Source organism: Allobosea psychrotolerans (assembly GCF_002917105.1).
GTDB classification, from domain to species: Bacteria; Pseudomonadota; Alphaproteobacteria; order Rhizobiales; family Beijerinckiaceae; genus Allobosea; species Allobosea psychrotolerans.
This window is the reverse complement of record NZ_PQFZ01000008.1, coordinates 106,316-122,442: the sequence shown is the minus strand read 5'-3', so window position 1 is coordinate 122,442 and position 16,127 is coordinate 106,316. Positions and strand designations below refer to the sequence as shown.

The 16,127-nt window shown below is 65.3% G+C and carries 16 protein-coding genes; 5 read left to right on the top strand and 11 right to left on the bottom strand.

The annotated features are described in order from the left end of the window. From CYD53_RS15400 to CYD53_RS15370, 7 genes are all read right to left on the bottom strand, one after another. Entirely contained in the window at positions 1–393 is a 393-nt protein-coding gene (locus CYD53_RS15400) for a hypothetical protein (RefSeq protein WP_103718974.1), read from the bottom strand. A gap of 449 nt (positions 394–842) precedes the next feature. Next, a complete protein-coding gene (locus CYD53_RS15395; protein ID WP_181011886.1) occupies positions 843–1,562 on the bottom strand; it encodes an ABC transporter ATP-binding protein in 720 nt (239 codons plus the stop codon). Between the two features lies 1 nt (position 1,563). Beyond that, complete coding sequence (locus CYD53_RS15390) at positions 1,564–3,366, bottom strand: branched-chain amino acid ABC transporter ATP-binding protein/permease (protein ID WP_103718972.1); 1,803 nt, start codon at positions 3,364–3,366, stop codon at positions 1,564–1,566. Next, the gene (locus CYD53_RS15385) at positions 3,366–4,223 is read right to left on the bottom strand and encodes a branched-chain amino acid ABC transporter permease (protein ID WP_103718971.1); all 858 of its coding nucleotides are present in this window, start codon (positions 4,221–4,223) and stop codon (positions 3,366–3,368) included. Before CYD53_RS15385 ends, CYD53_RS15390 begins: the two co-directional genes overlap by 1 nt. Positions 4,224–4,328: 105 nt before the next feature. Beyond that, positions 4,329–5,525, bottom strand: coding sequence for an ABC transporter substrate-binding protein (locus tag CYD53_RS15380; RefSeq protein ID WP_245928255.1), 1,197 nt, complete (start codon positions 5,523–5,525; stop codon positions 4,329–4,331). A 77-nt stretch (positions 5,526–5,602) separates the two neighbouring features. Further along, positions 5,603–6,685 (bottom strand): mandelate racemase/muconate lactonizing enzyme family protein, encoded by a 1,083-nt coding sequence (locus CYD53_RS15375; protein WP_103718969.1) that lies wholly within the window; start codon positions 6,683–6,685, stop codon positions 5,603–5,605. Then, positions 6,682–7,830 carry a mandelate racemase/muconate lactonizing enzyme family protein gene (locus CYD53_RS15370; RefSeq protein WP_103718968.1) on the bottom strand — a complete coding sequence of 383 codons (1,149 nt, stop codon included), beginning with the start codon at positions 7,828–7,830 and terminating at the stop codon, positions 6,682–6,684. Before CYD53_RS15370 ends, CYD53_RS15375 begins: the two co-directional genes overlap by 4 nt. A 94-nt stretch (positions 7,831–7,924) precedes the next feature. Here CYD53_RS15370 and CYD53_RS15365 point away from each other — a divergent pair, with 94 nt between their 5' ends. Continuing rightward, positions 7,925–8,833, top strand: a complete 909-nt coding sequence (locus CYD53_RS15365) for a LysR family transcriptional regulator (protein WP_103718967.1) — start codon at positions 7,925–7,927, stop codon at positions 8,831–8,833. A gap of 368 nt (positions 8,834–9,201) precedes the next feature. Here the strand turns inward: CYD53_RS15365 and CYD53_RS15360 are convergent, their stop codons facing one another. After that, positions 9,202–9,399 (bottom strand): hypothetical protein, encoded by a 198-nt coding sequence (locus CYD53_RS15360; protein WP_092175089.1) that lies wholly within the window; start codon positions 9,397–9,399, stop codon positions 9,202–9,204. A 179-nt stretch (positions 9,400–9,578) separates the two neighbouring features. Between CYD53_RS15360 and CYD53_RS15355 the strand changes: the two genes are divergently transcribed. From CYD53_RS15355 to CYD53_RS15340, 4 genes are all read left to right on the top strand, one after another. Then, the gene (locus CYD53_RS15355) at positions 9,579–10,370 is read left to right on the top strand and encodes an MBL fold metallo-hydrolase (RefSeq protein WP_103718966.1); all 792 of its coding nucleotides are present in this window, start codon (positions 9,579–9,581) and stop codon (positions 10,368–10,370) included. A 178-nt stretch (positions 10,371–10,548) separates the two neighbouring features. Beyond that, positions 10,549–10,674: a type B 50S ribosomal protein L36 gene (ykgO, locus tag CYD53_RS15350; RefSeq protein ID WP_038363015.1), complete on the top strand. Its 126-nt coding sequence runs from the start codon at positions 10,549–10,551 to the stop codon at positions 10,672–10,674. Between the two features lie 184 nt (positions 10,675–10,858). Then, positions 10,859–11,500, top strand: coding sequence for a tetratricopeptide repeat protein (locus tag CYD53_RS15345; protein WP_181011885.1), 642 nt, complete (start codon positions 10,859–10,861; stop codon positions 11,498–11,500). Between the two features lie 267 nt (positions 11,501–11,767). Next, entirely contained in the window at positions 11,768–12,736 is a 969-nt protein-coding gene (locus CYD53_RS15340) for an alpha/beta fold hydrolase (protein WP_103718964.1), read from the top strand. A gap of 151 nt (positions 12,737–12,887) precedes the next feature. Here the strand turns inward: CYD53_RS15340 and pyk are convergent, their stop codons facing one another. Genes pyk through CYD53_RS15325 form a run of 3 tightly spaced genes read right to left on the bottom strand, consistent with a single transcriptional unit; the run spans position 12,888 to position 16,121 of the window. After that, on the bottom strand, positions 12,888–14,327 hold the full coding sequence (pyk, locus tag CYD53_RS15335; protein WP_103718963.1) for a pyruvate kinase: 1,440 nt from the start codon (positions 14,325–14,327) through the stop codon (positions 12,888–12,890). 14 nt (positions 14,328–14,341) lie between these two features. Beyond that, a complete protein-coding gene (locus tag CYD53_RS15330) occupies positions 14,342–14,785 on the bottom strand; it encodes a DUF1036 domain-containing protein (protein WP_103718962.1) in 444 nt (147 codons plus the stop codon). A gap of 1 nt (position 14,786) precedes the next feature. Next, positions 14,787–16,121: a glycerate kinase type-2 family protein gene (locus tag CYD53_RS15325; protein ID WP_103718961.1), complete on the bottom strand. Its 1,335-nt coding sequence runs from the start codon at positions 16,119–16,121 to the stop codon at positions 14,787–14,789. Positions 16,122–16,127: the final 6 nt, after the last annotated feature.

Here is a 16,127-nt window from a genome sequence, read left to right as displayed (position 1 = left end):
TCACAGGTCCCGCGTCCGGTCCGGCAGTTTATCGACGGCTTCGTCCGCCCCTTCGTCACGGTGAAGGACGCCCTCGCGCAGCACCTTGGTTGCCGCCTCGACCTTCTGTGCGGGATTGGTTTTCAGGCCGTCTGTTGCCGGCGTGGCCTCCAAGCCGACATCGTCAGGCTTCTTGCTGTTGTTTCGGGCACTCGCCGCGAAAGTGGCCAAGGCTTCGGGCTGCTTTGCCATCGTCTCCTCCTCTTTAATGGTGAGGAAACTAACGACACTGCAAACGTGTTCCATTGCAGTCATGAGCGCGACGAAGAGCTTGCAAAGGGCAAATGTCTTGGCTGCGGACGGCCTCATGTCCGCAATCTGAGGCAACCATGCCAGCTTCAAGCCGATGGCCAAAGCGTACTGCTGTGTTGTCGTTTATCGCGTCGGGATCGAGCCCTGGCGACTCGTCACATTGGAAGATTATTTCCCGACAGCAGAACTGCGAGCGCTGCGGGGCGATTATTACGCTTCTTCGCGGTCGTGTTGCTCAAACACTACTTGATATGAGCGTGGCTGCGACATGACCTCCGATCGCAAGGGCTCCTGTTACAAACGGTTCAAACCTGTGAATATCCTCCGTTCGAAATATGCAGCGATGCCTTGGAACAGATCGTTGCCGGGATCAGTTGAACTGGATCGGGAGGCAGCACTCATGATGCACAGAAGCGCTCTGGAGCATCACCAGGCTATCAGCGAACAGCAACGTTCGGATTCGTAGGCGGAGTGCCGCCAGGCTTGACGCGGCGGCGCGGCCAGGGACGTCACAACCGACACGGGCTGAATCGACTTCGAGGAACCGCGTCTCAATCTCTCGCAATGGTCGATCCGAAATAAGCGCTCTCCAAACGGCTGCGGAGATCGGGCTCGTCGCAGCGGGCGCTGAGAACGACGCGCCCTTGAGCCAGCGCATAGACGCGATCGGCCACCGCGAGCACCTTCTCGACCAGTTGCTCGACCAGAAGAATGGCGGTTCCCTCCGCGCGAAGCTGCGACACCACCGCCAGCACCCGATCCACCAGAACCGGTGAGAGCCCGGCCGACGGCTCGTCGAGCATCAGCAGGCGTGGGCGCCTCACGAGACCTTGGGCGACGGCGAGCATCTGCTGCTGTCCGCCGCTGAGCGAGCCACCCCTGTCATGTCGTTTGGCCGCGATTTCCGGGAAGAAGGCGAGAGCCTCCTCGATCCGCGCGCTTCGCTCGCCGCGCGGCAGGTCATAGGCTGCCAGCAGCAGGTTGTCGGCCACCGTCTGCTGTGTGAAGACGCGATGGCCCTCGATGACATGAACCAGTCCGGCGCGTGCGCTTTCGCGAGGCCCGGAGCCTTTCAAACTGTGCCCGGCGAAGACGACATCACCGCTTCCCCATGGCAGAAGGCCCGAGATCGCGCGCAAGAGCGTGGTCTTGCCCGCGCCATTGTGACCGAGCAGCGCCACGACCTCGCCGGCCGCCACGCCCATCTCGACATGGTGCAGCACGCCGATCTTGCCATAACCGGCCTCAAGCGCGTTGACATCGAGCAGCATGTCAGCCTCCGAGATAGGCACTGACGACCTCCTTGTGGAGGCGTATCTCGGCCGGCGTGCCGGCGGCCAGGACGCGCCCGAGATTGAGGACGGTGACATCGTCGCAGATGCTGAAGATCAGGTCGGCGTGATGTTCGACCAGAAGTACGCCTGTGCCCTGCCGGCCGATCTCGACGATCAGGCGACCGAGATGGTCGATCTCGACGCCTGACAGCCCTGCCGCCGGTTCGTCGAGCAGAAGGAACGAGGGTCGCAGGACCAACGCTCTCGCAATCTCGATGAAGCGCAGTTCGCTGTGCTGCAGACGATCGGCACGGACATGGGCCAGAGCTTCCAGGCCCACCGCGCGAAGCGCCAGCAGTGCATCGGCTTCGATGCGGCGCTCGTCCTCCCGATGGCGCGGCAGGGACAAAAGCGCTTCCAAGAAGGTCGCGCGACCGTCGATGGAACCGCCTATCATGACATTGTCCAACACGCTGGCCTCGCCGACGATCCGCGGCGTTTGGAAGGTGCGCGCAATGCCGCGCCCGGCCCGCGTGACAGCTGCGGCTGGGTCGAGAGGAGAGCCGAGCGTCACGTCGCCCTTTTCCGGTGCGTAATAACCCGAGATGACGTTGAGGGTCGTCGTCTTGCCGCTGCCATTGGGGCCGATCAGTCCATGAATCTGTCCCGGCCGTATCTCCAGATTGACGCCATCGATGGCTCGCACGCCGCCGAAGCTCAGGACGACGTCGCGCAGGACGATCGAGCGCCCGTCGCGCTGGCCATGGAAAAGTTCACCTAGGACATGCGGATTGGGCCTGACGGCACGATCGAAAGCGAGCGGCTTGCGGCTTTCGAAATCCAGCAGCGCGGCGATGCCGCCCGGCATGGCGAGCACGATGACCAGCAGGAGGAAGGCGTAGAGGAAGGTCGACCAAGCCGCGAGCGGGGCCGCGATCTCCGGCAGGATCGTTAGCACGACAGTGCCGATGAGCGGGCCCAGGATCGAACCTCGCCCCCCGATCAGCACGGCGATAAAGAACAGCAGCGAAAGTTCGAAGGTGAAGGCATCGGGCGTAATGTAGGTCTGCAGGCTCGCAAACAGCCCGCCTGCCATCGCCGCTAGCGCACCAGCGAACATGAAGACGACGACCAGGAGCCGTGCCTTCGAGATGCCGCTCGCCTCGGCTGCCACTTCGGCATCGCGGATCGCGATCAATGAGCGCCCGACACGGCTGTGAGCGATGTTGGAAGCACCCCAGGTGCACAACGCAGCGATGCCGAGGCAGAGATAGAAAAAGCCCCAGGCGGTGTTGAATGGCGCCGGCATTTCGGGACCCGTGATGCCGATGCCGCCGCCCGTCACGCCCTGCCAGGCCAACGCGACCTGCGTGACGATGGTGGCGAAGCCCAGCGTGGTCATCGCGAAATAGAAGGTCCGCAGCCGCAGCGCCGGTAGCCCGACGATGACCCCGAACACCGCGCCGGCCGCGCTCGCGATGCCAAGCGCGACGAGGGTCGGCAGCGGCGGCAGGACGTTGCCCGCCGCGAGCACAGACGTCGTGTAGGCGCCGAGCGTCAGCAGCGCGACATAGCCGATTGCCAGCTGCCCCGCGAAGCCGACGATCAGGCTGAGGCCCGACACCAGCATCCAGTAGATCGCGGCGCGTGTCGCGATCAGGCCCCAATATTCATTGCCGGTCAGCGGCAGCAGCGCCGCCAGCCCGAACAGGATCAAGAACGGCAGGAACGTCGTCCAGGCCGCCCGTCGGACGGGCCAGGAAGACAGGTTTGTCGTGAGGGTCTGGCTGGCATTGCTCATCAGACGCGCCTCGCGACGTGAGAGCCAAACAGGCCTTGCGGTGCCAGCAGCAGTACGATGATGAAAATGCAGAACACGGCCACCGACGAAAAGATGCCGCCGACGAGGAAGTTGGCGGCCTGCTGGAAGACACCGAGCGCAAGCCCGCCGATGACGGCGCCGCGGTTGTTACCCAGCCCGCCCAGCGCGACCGGAACGAAGCCGTAGAAGTTCAGCAGCGGGCCGTTGGCGAAGAAGGCCAGCAGCAACTGCCCGCCGGCAAAACCGGCGAGCCCACCGATCGCACCGGCCAAAGCATAGCTGGCGATACGCAGATTGCGCTCCGGCAGGCCGAGCGCTCGCGCTGCGAAATTGTCTTCCGCGATCGCCAGGAAGGCACGCCCCACCAGAGTCTTGCGGTAGAGTAATTCCAAGCCGATGATCGTCAGCAGGCAGGCGATGACCGGAACCCAGAACTTCTCGTCCAGCATGCCGGAGCCAAGCTCGAACAGGCGCGGAAAGGGCTGCGGCTCGGTGCTCCATTTGATGGCTGTGACCTGCTGGATCATCAGTGCCAACGCCAGTGTCGAGAGTACATAGAGGTGCTGGTCGAGGCTCTTGAGCACGGGCCGGACCGCGACGAACTCGGTGATCACGCCGATCAACGCGCAACAGGCCAGCATCGCCACGAAACCGGCTATCGGCGGCAAGCCGAGCCGCAGCACGAACAGCGAGCCGAAGACGCCACCCAGCATGCCAAGCTGCCCGGCCGTGAAACTCATGACGCGCGAGGTCGAGAACATAGTGTTGTAGGCGATCCCGATCAGGGCGTAGATCGCCCCCACCGCGACGCCTGACGCCAGGATCGAAGCCAACATCGTTGGTTTTCCTCTGGAAGGACCGACGCGGCGACGCAGCCGGCCCTTCTGGATCTGGAGGGAGATGGCCGGGAGCCGGCTGAGAGCGCCGGCCCGGTCGCCACGTCAGCCGTTGTAGCCGGGCGCGAGCAGGAAGGCGCCGTCCTTGGCGGAGCTTGCGGCCGACATCACCACATCGGCGGTAGGATAGCCGTTGTGTTGATTGGGGCTGAAGCTGTAGTCGCCGAAATAGCCATTGTATTTGGCAAGCCCGTTCCAGTGCCCGATGATCGCTTCGCTGGTCGAGGAACCGGTCGCCTCGACCGCCTTGGCGACGATCTCGACCGCGTCGATCCCGCAGGTCACCCACCAGAGCAGCGTGTCGGAGAGGTTGACCTTGCCCTTCAGGCGCTCGACCAGTTCGGCGTTGCGCGCCGCGAGCTTGCCGTCGGCGCCATAGCTGCAGCTGCGATAGCCGACAGCGTAGACTTTCTCCCAGTTCGCGGGCTTCTCGACGAGATTGCCGATCTCGCCCGAGGAAAGCGAGGGATGGCCAACGAAGGCGACATCCCAGCCCATGCCGGCGCGGACATTCATCATGCGCGCCTCCATCCCGGTCGAGACGCTCCAGACGACCACCACCTCGGCGCCCGCCGTCCGGGCCCGCAGCATATCGGGCGTCATGTCGGGCTGGGTGGCGTCGATATTGGCCTGGTAGACAACCTCGGCACCATCCTTCTTGAAGCCCGCGACCGAGGCATTGACGGCACTGACGCCGTAGCCGGTCGTATCGCCGATGACTGCGACCTTCTTCAGCTTCAGGATCGCGAGGCAGTAATTGCGTACCGCATCGTCCCATTGCGTGTTCGACGGCGCCAGGCGGAAGGCATTGGGGAACTTCTTCTCGTCGATCAGGCTGTCGACCACGCAAGGGTGGATATTGGGCATCTTGGCGCGGGCCATGATCGGGGTCACCGCCAGGGATTCGCCTGAATTGGTCGGCCCCCAGATCGCATGCACCTTGGCCTGGCTGATCATTTCCTGCGTGGCATTGACCGCCTTGGTCGGATCACCCTGCGTATCGCGGGTTATGATCTCGATCTTGCGGCCTTTGACGCCGCCGGCCGCGTTGATCGCTTCGGCGGCATAGATCACCCCACGATTGAAGCCGACGCCGGGTGCCGAGCTCGGGCCAGTCAGGGCCGCAAGCCAACCGATCTTGATCGGCTCGCTTTGCGCCAGGGCGGGACGCGCCAAGCCCAATGTCGAAGCGCCGACAAGGCCTGCGGAGCCCATGGTAAACTCACGACGGCTGATGCTCATCTCGATCCCTCCCGATCGCTGTTGTTATTGGCGGCCCGTCTGCGCGGGCTTGGCGGGCCTGAACCGGCCCTGTCAGGTCAATGTGTCAGGCTGGCGATGTAATCGCGGTTGAAGGTGAAGCCCCAGCCCGGGCGTTCCGGAACAAGGGCGCATCCATCTGAAAAGCTTAGAGTTTCATTGTAGAGTGGCGAAAACCACGGCATGTATTCCAGGTAGATGGCGTTGGAGAGCGCGCCGAGGACCTGAATGCTGGTTTCCGGGAACAGATGGCTCGATACCGGTACGTCATGGGCCTGCGCCATATGCGCGACCCGCATGTACTCGCTGACGCCGCCGACACGCTGCAAATCGGGCATCAGGATATCGGCCGAGCGCAGCTCCAGCATCCTCCGGAAGCCATAACGGGTGTATTCGGTCTCGCCCGATGCGATCGGCGTGTCGAGCGCTGCGGCGACGCGTGCCAACCCTTCCAGGTCCCAGGCCGGCAGCGGCTCCTCGAACCAGGTCAGATCGAACTCCTCCAGCATCCGGCCGAGCCGGATCGCCTGGGCTTCGTTCAGCCCCTGATTGGCATCGGCCATCAGCTTGACATGTGGCCCGATCGCCTTGCGCACCTCGCGGACGCGGGCTGCGTCGTCGCGGGGATCGGCGTGGCCCAGGCGCATCTTCATGGCGCCGAAGCCCGCAGAGGCGAAGCGCTCGGCTTCCTCGACGAGCTCGTTCATCGAGGAGGACAGCCATAGTCCACCGCTGTGATAGACCGGCACCTTGCTCTGCGCGCCGCCGAGCATGCGGTAGAGTGGTAGGCCAGCAGCCTTGCCCGCGAGATCCCATAGGGCGCCGTCGAGCGCAGAGATGCCGACCACCGGCACACCCTTGTGGCCGAGGAAGTTTATGTCCTTCCAGGCTCTGGCCCAGAAATCAGCGATATGGCCTGCGTCGCGGCCGATCAAAAGGTCGCTGAGTTCATCGACCATTTGGCGCAGCACCTTGGTGCGGCGATTGTTGAGCGCGAAGACGAGGTTCTCGCCGGTGATGCCCTGGTCGCCATGCACCGTCACCAGCACGCAGCCGAAGTCGCGGATCTCGCCGAGCGCGCTGCCGATCGGCTGCGGCAGCTTCACGGTGACAGCTTCCGTCTCGATCTTGACGATTTTCATCGGTTGGCCTGCCAAACGTTGCGCGCCCAATCGCCGGTGCGGTAGCGCTCCAGAACTTCGAGATCAGGATCGCAGCCCAGACCCGGCCCTTGCGGCACGGGGAAGCGTCCGTTCTGGCCGCGCACCCAGGGGTCGAACGGATTGGCCTCCATATCCAGCCACAACACCTCGATCATCGGCTTTTCCATGCGAGCGGCGATGATGTGCAGGGTTGCGACGAAGCCCGGGCCGAAATAGGGGCTGTGCGGCGCGACCTCGACCCCGTGGGCCTCGCAGAGATCGAAGACCCTTATCATCTCCTGGACGCCGCCGATCTTGGTGACGCTGGGCTGGGCTATGTCGATGGCCTCTGCCTCGATCAGAGATTTAAATCCAAAAAGCCCGGCAACGTTCTCGCCTGCGGAAATTGGGATGCCATAGGCGCGCACGCTGGCAAGTCCATGCACATCCTCGGGCGGCCAGACCGGCTCCTCGAGCCACATCAGGCCGTCATCGGCCAAAGAGGCAGCCATCTCGCGCGCCACAACCGGTGACCAGGCACAGTTCACATCCAGCATGATCGCGGCGTCTGCGGCGCCCGGCGCCTGTTGGGCAGCCAGAACGGCGGCGCGCGTCAATTCGTGGAGCTTGATGAAGCGATAGCCGGCGGCGCAGGCCGCAGCCGTGTTCTTGGCCACGAGCGGATTGTCGTTATAGGCAAGCAGGCTGGCATAGCCGTCGATCGGCCCTCGGTCGCGCCCGCCAAGCAGCCGATAGAGCGGCAGGCCGGCTCGCTTGCCGAGCAGGTCCCACAAGGCGATCTCGATACCGGAATAGCCGTAAACGAAGGAACCATTGCGACCCAGCAGGTGCAAGCTATGCAGGATCGTGCGTGAGAGGCCTTGGATATCCCCAGCGTCGCGGCCCAGCATCAATGGTGCAATAATCGTATCGATCGCCGCTTTCGTCGCGGGAATGGCGGCGTGTCCGAAGGCCTCGCCCCAGCCGACCAGGCCGTCTTCGGTCTCGACCTTCACCACAAGGATTTCGAGATTGTCCCAGGGCCGGCCCGCAAAGGCAGGTTTTGGTCCGCCCATGTCGAACGGCAGGGCCACCACGCAGGTTTCGACCGCGACGATCTTCATAGCCCAGTGTCGCTTCCTCATGCGCGGCTCTCGTCGGCCGACGTTCGAAGCGAGGCTAGGTCGTAGTCAAAATAACCTCAATTGCATCTGGCTTAATTCTACATAAGCTAACCTGATGTCGCTGAGCCTTAGACAACTGCAGATCGTCTACATGGTCGCCACCAGCGGCTCCGTCACAGCGGCTGCCGAAGCGCTTGGGGTCTCTCAACCCGCGGTTAGCATGCTGCTGCGCGACTGCTCCCGCGACGCCGGCTTCCCGTTATTCGTGCGCCGCCAGGGGCGGCTGCAGCCCACTGCCGAGACGCGGACACTCGCGACCGATCTCGAACGGGTCTTCGACGGTGTCGACCGGATCGGACGGCTGATCGACGACATGGGCGACACCACGATCGGCTCGATCAATATCGCGGCAACCGCAGTTCTCGCCGACAACATCCTGCCGACGGCGATCGCGCAGTTCCAGCAATCGCGCCCTCGCATTCAGATCTCGATCAATACAACGGACACTCCCCGCGTCATTGCCAGCGTCGTGCGTGAAGAGGTGGATCTTGGGCTGGCGCTGTCGCCACTCATTCCGCACGACGCCCGCGCCATCGACCTGATCGCCGCCGACCTTATCGCGGTCGTCCACTCCAGCCACGAATTGGCGCAGCGCGACTTCGTCGGGCCGCAGGACATCCTGCCCTACAGGCTGATCTCGTTCAGCCGCGCGCAGCCGATCGGCGCGCTCGTCGAAAAGGCCTTTCGCGAGGCCAAGACGCCGCGCCGCATCGCGATCAAGGTGAACCAGTCTTCCGTGGCCTGCGCTTTGGCACGGGCCGGTGCCGGCGTCGCGGTGATCGATCCATTCTGGCTCGTAGGCACGCGCGACAGCGCCATCACCTGCCTGAAATTCCACCCCAAAACACCAATCAACGCACAGGTTCTGGTGTCGAAGAACGCGCCGTTATCGCGTCCGGCACGCATGTTCATTGCAAGCATGCGCCGAACCGTGCGCGATCTGCAGAGGCAAGGCCTGTTCTGAAAAAGCGCGTCTGCTGTCGAAGGATGGAAAAGCGACGCCTCAACCGGTTTTGGCGAGGTCGTCGCGCACAGTCCATGCCCCGCCATGGGCGCGGCGGACCGGCGTCGGCGCGGCTGCGCAATCCGGACCAGCTGCGCCGCGCCGCCATCGGCTGTGAATGTTTGTGCCCGCGAAAGCGACCTAAGCCAGCTACGCCAACCGATGTACGAATATCGGTAAAGTTCATGCCTTGCAGCACGCAAGAAGCCCCTCACTGAGGGGCTTCGAGAACGTTAAGGGCCTGCTTTTCACAAAACTATGTACGGTAGGTTGGGTGGAATAACTCGCAGGTGGCTTTTCTGACTTCTACAATTCTGTGCGGCCGGGGCTCAGCGCGTGGCGCGCACGACAGCCGGTGCGCTGATCGCGCCAGCCGCTCCACCGACCACCGCTCCGACAGGGCCGGCGATGACCGCGCCGGTGCCTGCGCCCACGGCCGCGCCGCCGATGCGCTGTTCCGTCCGGTTGCCGCAGGCTCCCAGCGCGAGTGCGGTCACGGCGAGCAGAGTCAAGGTCAGGGTTTTCACAATGATTGTCCCAAAAGAGATCGATGGTTGGAAACGCCCGCGATACCCGAAAGTTCCCTTTCTGAGATCATGCCGGCGCCATGGTCGCGGCACATGCATGCCGCCCCGGCTCCGCGACAGATAACGTCGCCGTGCCACTGAAGCTAGCATCGCAGTCTTGCCGTCCTGGAGCGCTTGCCATGCCCCGCTTCCTCTGCCGCCAATGCGGCGCGCGCTTTCCCGATGCCCCGACACCGCCGCCCGGCTGCCCGATCTGCCTCGACGAACGGCAATATGTGCGCTGGGGCGGGCAGGACTGGCTGACACCGGACGAACTGGCCGCCGATCACCATATCGTCTGCGCGCCGGACCATGGCGTGCTCGGCCTGCGTATCCAACCCGCCTTCGCCATCGATCAGCGCGCGCTGCTCGTCGAGGCGCAGGAGGGCAATCTGCTGTGGGACTGCATCGGCCTGGTCACGCAGGCCGCACTGGATACGATCCGGGCGCGCGGCAAGATCATCGGCATCGCGATCTCGCATCCGCACTACTACACTGCGATGGCGGAATGGGCGCAGGCGCTCGACGTGCCGGTGCATCTCCATGCCGACGACCGGGCCTGGGTAACCGAGCCCGACCCGGCGATCAGGCACTGGGACGGCGAAGCGCTGAAGCTTGGCCCCTCGCTCACCCTGCTGCGCTGCGGCGGGCATTTCGCCGGCGCCACAGTGCTGCATCACGCGGCGGGGGTAGGAGCGCTCTATACCGGCGACGTGTTGCAGGTCACGGCCGACCGCCGCCATGTCAGCGTGCTCTACTCCTATCCGAACATGATCCCGGTCAATGCCGCGACGATCCGCCGGATCGCGGCGATCCTGGAGCCTTACGCTTTCGACAAGGTCTACGGCGCCTTCGAGGGCCGGGTCATCGCCGGTGGCGCCAAGGCGGCGCTGGAGCGCTCCTTCGAGCGTTATCTGGCGGCGATCGCCTGAGGTTTTTTGGTGCCTCGAGCCGGCTTCGCCCTTGCGATATCCGGAAAAATCCGTATACAGCCGGCATCGCATCAGCCGCACCATTCGCGTGGTCGATGTGGGCCGGTCTCCGGTTCGCGTCGGAAGGCTTAGTTTTTGACCGGTTTGCCCGCAATGGCAGATCGACGGAGTTGAGACCATGAAGATCCGCAATTCGCTGAAGTCGCTGCGCGCGCGCCATCGCGACAACCAGCTCGTGCGCCGCAAGGGCCGCGTCTACATCATCAACAAGGTCCAGAAGCGCTTCAAGGCGCGCCAGGGCTGAGATTTGGCGCGCGGCGGCTTCGTCGCGCGACTCTCGCTCCGGTGGGACTGCATGGCGGGGCGCCCTTGGGCGCGTCCCGCCTTTTTGCGTCGTGGCCAAGTCCTGACGTCGTGGCCTACTCGCCTCTCCGTGAATTGACGCACGCAGCAGCTCCATTACACTGCAGCGCATGAACAATTCGCGCATGCTTCCGGTCGCTTTCGCGCTGGCGCTGGCCGCAGCCATCCCCTTCGCGGCCGCCCCATTGCGCGCTCAGGAAAGCCCGCCTCCGCGCCCCGGCTTCGTCCCGCCCGCCGACAGGGACGATAATCCGGTTGCCCCCACACCTGCCCCGCCAAGGACACCGGCGGCCACGCTCGACCGCCTGTTCGAGCGCCTGGCGGCTGCCAAATCGCCTGAGGAAGCCAAGGGCATCGCCAATCTGATCCAGCGCCGCTGGGCGCGCTCGGGCTCCGACACCGCCGATCTTCTGATGACGCGCGCCCAGACGGCGCTGCGCGACAAGCAGACCGAACTCGCGATCGAACTGCTCGACCGCGTCATCAGCCTGGAGCCCGACTGGGCCGAGGCCTGGAACCAGCGCGCCAATGCGCTCTTCATCGCCGGCGACCCGATTCGCTCGATGCTCGACATCGGCGAGACCTTGAAGCGCGAGCCGCGCCATTATGGCGCGATGATCGGCCTCGGCTCGATCCTGCGGCAGCAGGGCGACGACAAGCACGCCATGGTGGCCTATCGCCGCGCGCTCGCGATCTATCCACAATTGGAGGCGATCAAGAGCGCAGTCGAATCGCTGGCGAGCGAAGTCGACGGACGCGACGCCTGAAGCACTCACCTTGATCCCTGGATCACGTCGTATTCGGACGGCTGCGTCCGAATACGACGTGTCGATTCCAAAAATTCAGAGCCTTGCTCATGCGAATGATCGGTATCCACTTTTTCGCGCAATGCTCAAGAGCGTTCTCGAGCGAAGTGGACACCGGTTCGTGTGAAGAAAACGCGCTAAAGCAAAAAGCTGGAGCTGTTGAACGATCCCATTGGATCGGAAACGGCTCTGGCGAAACCGAAACCGGCGCGGCGGCGTAAGCGAAGCATGCTGATCCGCGCCCTCATCACCCTCGCCCTTCTCCTCGCTTCCGGCCTGATCCTGCGGACCGAATGGCTCGGCGCCGAGGTCGCCCGGCTCTACCCGCCCAAAGGCAGCTTCATCACCCTCCTCCCGGGTGGCCGGCTGCATTACCGCGAACTCCAGCCCTCCGGCGAAAGCCATGGCACGGTCGTGCTGGTCCACGGCGCCTCCTCGAACCATGCCGACCTGCTGGCGACGCTCGGACCCGAACTCGGCCATTACCGCGTCATCGCGCTCGACCGACCGGGCCATGGCTGGAGCGACAGGCTGGAAGGCGCGGCGATGGCCGATCCCGCACGCCAGGCGACGGCGATCATGCAGGCGCTCGACCAGATCGCGCCCGAGCGCTTCGTGCTGGTGGCGCATTCGCTCGCCGGCGCGCTCTCGACCCGCATCGCGCTCGACCGGCCGGAGCGCTTGAAGGGTCTCGTCCTGCTCGGCGGCGTCACCCATCCCTGGCCCGGCGGCATCGCCTGGTATCATCACCTCGCCACATGGCTCTTCACCGGCCCGGTCTTCACCAGGCTCGTCGCCTTGCCCGCCGCGGATCTCTTGCTTGAGGAGGGTGCGAGCAGCGTCTTCGCACCGCGTGCGGTGACGCCCGGCTATCTCGATACGGCTGAGATCAGATTGCTGCTGCGGCCGGCGGACTTCCAGGCCAATTCGCAGGACATTGCCGCGACCAATGATTTCGTCACGGCGCAAGCCCCACGCTATCGCGAACTGAAGGTCCCGGTGGCGGCGATCACCGGCGACAGCGACGCCATCGTGTCGCCCACGCTCCACTCCGCCGCGATCGCGCGCGAGGCGCCGCAGGGCCGGCTCATCCTGCTGCCAGGCATCGGCCATATGCCTCACCACGCCGCGCCCGAGATCGTCGTCGAGGCGATCGACCAGATGGTCGGCCCCCGATCGGGACTGGCGCTGAACTGAGGCACCGTGTCCTCCCGCACGCGTTGCGGCACGCAGTGTGCTGCGACGCAGATGCGGGATCGCGCTGATGAGAAGCGTCCAGACTGAATAGCCGGTCCCGTGTCCGCGCAGCGTCACTGCGTGCCACAACGCGCACGCAGTGACATCGCCCTCAGGCCTGCTCGACATGCTCCTTCGCCACGAAGGCGATGCGCACCATATTGGTGGCGCCCGGCGTGCCGAAGGGCACGCCCGCCACCACGATGATGCGGTCGCCGAGCTTGGCGAACTTCTCGCGCACCGCGAATTTGCAGGCGCGCGAGGCCATGTCGTCGATGTCGCTGGCGTCCTTGGTTATAACCGCATGCACGCCCCAGACGAGGGTCAGGCGGCGCGCCGTGGCGCGGTTTGGGGTCAAGGCGATCACCGTCGAATTCGGCCGCTCGCGCGCGAGCCGCATCGCCGTCGAGCCCGACGAGGTCCAGGCGCAGACGGCCTTGAGGTTCAGCGTGTCGGCGATCTCATGGGCAGCCTTGGCGATGGCGTCGGCGCCTGTCGCCTCGGGCTCGGCCCGCTGCGATTCCAGGATGGTGCGGTAGACCGCCTCGCTTTCGACCTCCTCGGCGATGCGGTTCATCATGGTCACCGCCTCGACCGGATATTGCCCGGCCGCGCTCTCGGCCGAGAGCATCACCGCATCGGCGCCCTCGAACACGGCCGTGGCCACGTCCGAAACCTCGGCCCGCGTCGGAACCGGGGCGGTGATCATGCTCTCCAGCATCTGCGTGGCGACGACGACCGGCTTGCCCTTGCGCCGCGCCATCCTGACGATGCGCTTCTGCGTGCCCGGCACCTTCTCCAGCGGCATCTCGACGCCGAGATCGCCGCGCGCCACCATGATCGCGTCGGACGCCTCGATGATCTCCTCCAGACGCAGCAGCGCCTGGGGCTTCTCGATCTTGGCGAGCGCCAGCGCCCTGCCCTGCACGATCTTGCGCAGATCGGCCATATCCTCAGGCCGCTGCACGAAGGAGAGCGCAATCCAGTCGACGCCGGCGGCGGCCGCGGCTTCCGCGTCCGAACGGTCCTTATCCGTCATCGCCGAGACCGGGATCGTCGTATCGGGCAGGCTGACGCCCTTGCGCGAGGACAGGCGGCCGGCCACCGTGACCCGGGTCACGGCCTGGGTCGGCGTCGCCTTCTCGACCACGAGCCGGATCTTGCCGTCGTCGAGGATGAGGTTGTGGCCGGGCTCCAGCGCGGTCAGGATTTCGGGATGGGGCAGATGCACCCGCTTGAGCGTGCCGGGCGCCGGATCGGAATCGAGCGTGAACTTTGCGCCCTTCTCCAGCATCACGCCGCCATCGCCGCCGAACTGGCCGACGCGCAGCTTCGGCCCCTGCAGATCGGCGAGAATCCCGACCGGGCGACGGAACTTCGTCTCCAGCGAGCGCAGCATCGCGATCTTCTCGGGCAGGGTCTCACGCTGCGTGTGGCTCATATTGATGCGGAAGACATCGACGCCCGCCTCGAACAGCTTTGCGCACATCTCTTCGGTCGCGGAGGCAGGCCCCAGCGTGGCGATGATCTTGATCCGGCGTTCCCGCTTCATTCTTCTTCAATCCCTCAGGGGCGTTGCGGCGCATTGCCGGTGGTGTCGGTGAGCTGGATCGTCCAGCTTTTCTGCTCGCCCGTATCGACCTCGAAGAAGCCGGCGCGGTCGAAACCGCGCGCCAGGCAATCCTCGATGCCACGGATCGTGAACTCCTTGTTGCGCGTGCACATGACGGATTTTCCCGTCCACTCGCCGCCCTTGTCGTAATCGACCGCATGCACATAGTAGAAACGCGCCGCCAAGGTGCCGCGCAGCAGCGTCTCGCAGCCGCGCGGGCTGAGGTTCCACCAGCCCTCCGTGGTCCAGCCTTGCGCGTCGCGATAACCGATCGCGACGCCGACGCGGCTGCCTGTGGTGTTGCACATGCGCAGATCGGCGAAGGCGGGCGAAGCCCCGGCCAGGAGGCAGGCCGCCAACAGGCATGAACGCAAGGTCGTCGGGCTGATGCGGGTCATCTCAAGGGTCTATCAGGATCACGCGGCAATCATTCACATTGGTCAAGGTCGGCCCCGTCCGCAGCAGATCGCCGAGCGGCTCGAAGAAACCCGTCGAATCGTTGTCGGCGAGCGATTGGGCAGGAACGAGGCCGAGCGCGGCAGCGCGCGTCAAAGTCGTGGGATCGATCACCGCGCCGGCCGGATCGGTCGCCTCGCCGCCACCGCCGTCGGTGCCGTCGGTATCGCCGGAGAGCGCGACGATGCCCGGCTCGCCCGCAAGCGCGATGGCGAGCGCCAGCGCATATTCCTGATTCGGCCCGCCCCGGCCCTGCCCGCGCAGCGTCACCGTCAATTCACCGCCGGACAGGATGGCGGTGCGCTTGCCCAGCGCCTTCAATTTGCGCGCAAGCGCCGCATGGGCGACGGCGACATCGCGCGCCTCTCCTTCGAGATCGGCGCCAAGATCATGCACCGCATAGCCCGCAGCCTCCGCGGCCTCCCGCGCCGCCGCGAGCGCATCAGCCGGGCGGGCGATGATACGGAATTCGCTGTTGGCGAAGGCGGGATGACCGGGCTTGGGCGTCTCGCTGGCGTCGTCGTCGAGAAGCGCGCGCGCGGCAGGCGGCAGATCGAGCTTGTAATGCGCGACGATGGCGCGGGCCTGCGCCATCGTGGTCGGGTCGGGCACGGTCGGCCCGGAGGCGATGGCGGTCGGCTCATCGCCGGGCACGTCGGAGACCGCGAGCGTCAGCAAGCGCGCCGGAGCAGCAGCAAGCGCCAGCCTGCCGCCCTTGATCCGCGAAAGCCGCTTGCGGACGATGTTCATCTCGCCGATCGGCGCGCCCGAGCGCAGCAGTGCCTTGTTCACCGCCTGCTTCTCGGCCAGCGTCAGGCTGCCGGCCGGTGCGACCCAGTTCGCGGAACCGCCACCCGAGAGCAGCACGAGCACGAGATCGTCGGCGGTGGCGGAGGCCGCCAGCGCCAGCGCCTTCGCTGCGCTGTCGACGCTGCCCTGATCGGGCACGGGATGGCCGGCCGCGACCATCGGGATATGGCGGGTCGCCGTCTCATAGCCATGGCGCGCGACGGCATGGCCGGCGAGCCGGTCCTGCGGAAAGCCTGAATCGAGATAATGGGCCTCGGCCAGCGCCGTCATGCTGCCCGCCGCCTTGCCCGCGGCGAGCAGGATCAGGCGGCCAGAAGCCGGAGGCACCGGCAGATGCGCCGGCAGGCAGCCGTCGGGATGCGCGCGCGCAACGGCGGCATCGAAGATCGCACGGGCGGTTGCGCGAGAGCCTGCCGTATCGTCACGTCTCGCCTGCACCGCCGCCCTGCCTTCCGCCCGAACTTTCATGTCGAT

Coding starts and splice junctions, on each gene's coding strand:
- CYD53_RS15395 (WP_181011886.1), bottom strand. CDS start 1,562: ATGCTGCTCGATGTCAACGCGCTTGAGGCCGGTTATGGCAAGATCGGC.
- CYD53_RS15390 (WP_103718972.1), bottom strand. CDS start 3,366: ATGAGCAATGCCAGCCAGACCCTCACGACAAACCTGTCTTCCTGGCCC.
- CYD53_RS15385 (WP_103718971.1), bottom strand. CDS start 4,223: ATGTTGGCTTCGATCCTGGCGTCAGGCGTCGCGGTGGGGGCGATCTAC.
- CYD53_RS15380 (WP_245928255.1), bottom strand. CDS start 5,525: ATGAGCATCAGCCGTCGTGAGTTTACCATGGGCTCCGCAGGCCTTGTC.
- CYD53_RS15375 (WP_103718969.1), bottom strand. CDS start 6,685: ATGAAAATCGTCAAGATCGAGACGGAAGCTGTCACCGTGAAGCTGCCG.
- CYD53_RS15370 (WP_103718968.1), bottom strand. CDS start 7,830: ATGAGGAAGCGACACTGGGCTATGAAGATCGTCGCGGTCGAAACCTGC.
- CYD53_RS15365 (WP_103718967.1), top strand. CDS start 7,925: ATGTCGCTGAGCCTTAGACAACTGCAGATCGTCTACATGGTCGCCACC.
- CYD53_RS15355 (WP_103718966.1), top strand. CDS start 9,579: ATGCCCCGCTTCCTCTGCCGCCAATGCGGCGCGCGCTTTCCCGATGCC.
- ykgO (WP_038363015.1), top strand. CDS start 10,549: ATGAAGATCCGCAATTCGCTGAAGTCGCTGCGCGCGCGCCATCGCGAC.
- CYD53_RS15345 (WP_181011885.1), top strand. CDS start 10,859: ATGCTTCCGGTCGCTTTCGCGCTGGCGCTGGCCGCAGCCATCCCCTTC.
- CYD53_RS15340 (WP_103718964.1), top strand. CDS start 11,768: ATGCTGATCCGCGCCCTCATCACCCTCGCCCTTCTCCTCGCTTCCGGC.
- pyk (WP_103718963.1), bottom strand. CDS start 14,327: ATGAAGCGGGAACGCCGGATCAAGATCATCGCCACGCTGGGGCCTGCC.
- CYD53_RS15330 (WP_103718962.1), bottom strand. CDS start 14,785: ATGACCCGCATCAGCCCGACGACCTTGCGTTCATGCCTGTTGGCGGCC.
- CYD53_RS15325 (WP_103718961.1), bottom strand. CDS start 16,121: ATGAAAGTTCGGGCGGAAGGCAGGGCGGCGGTGCAGGCGAGACGTGAC.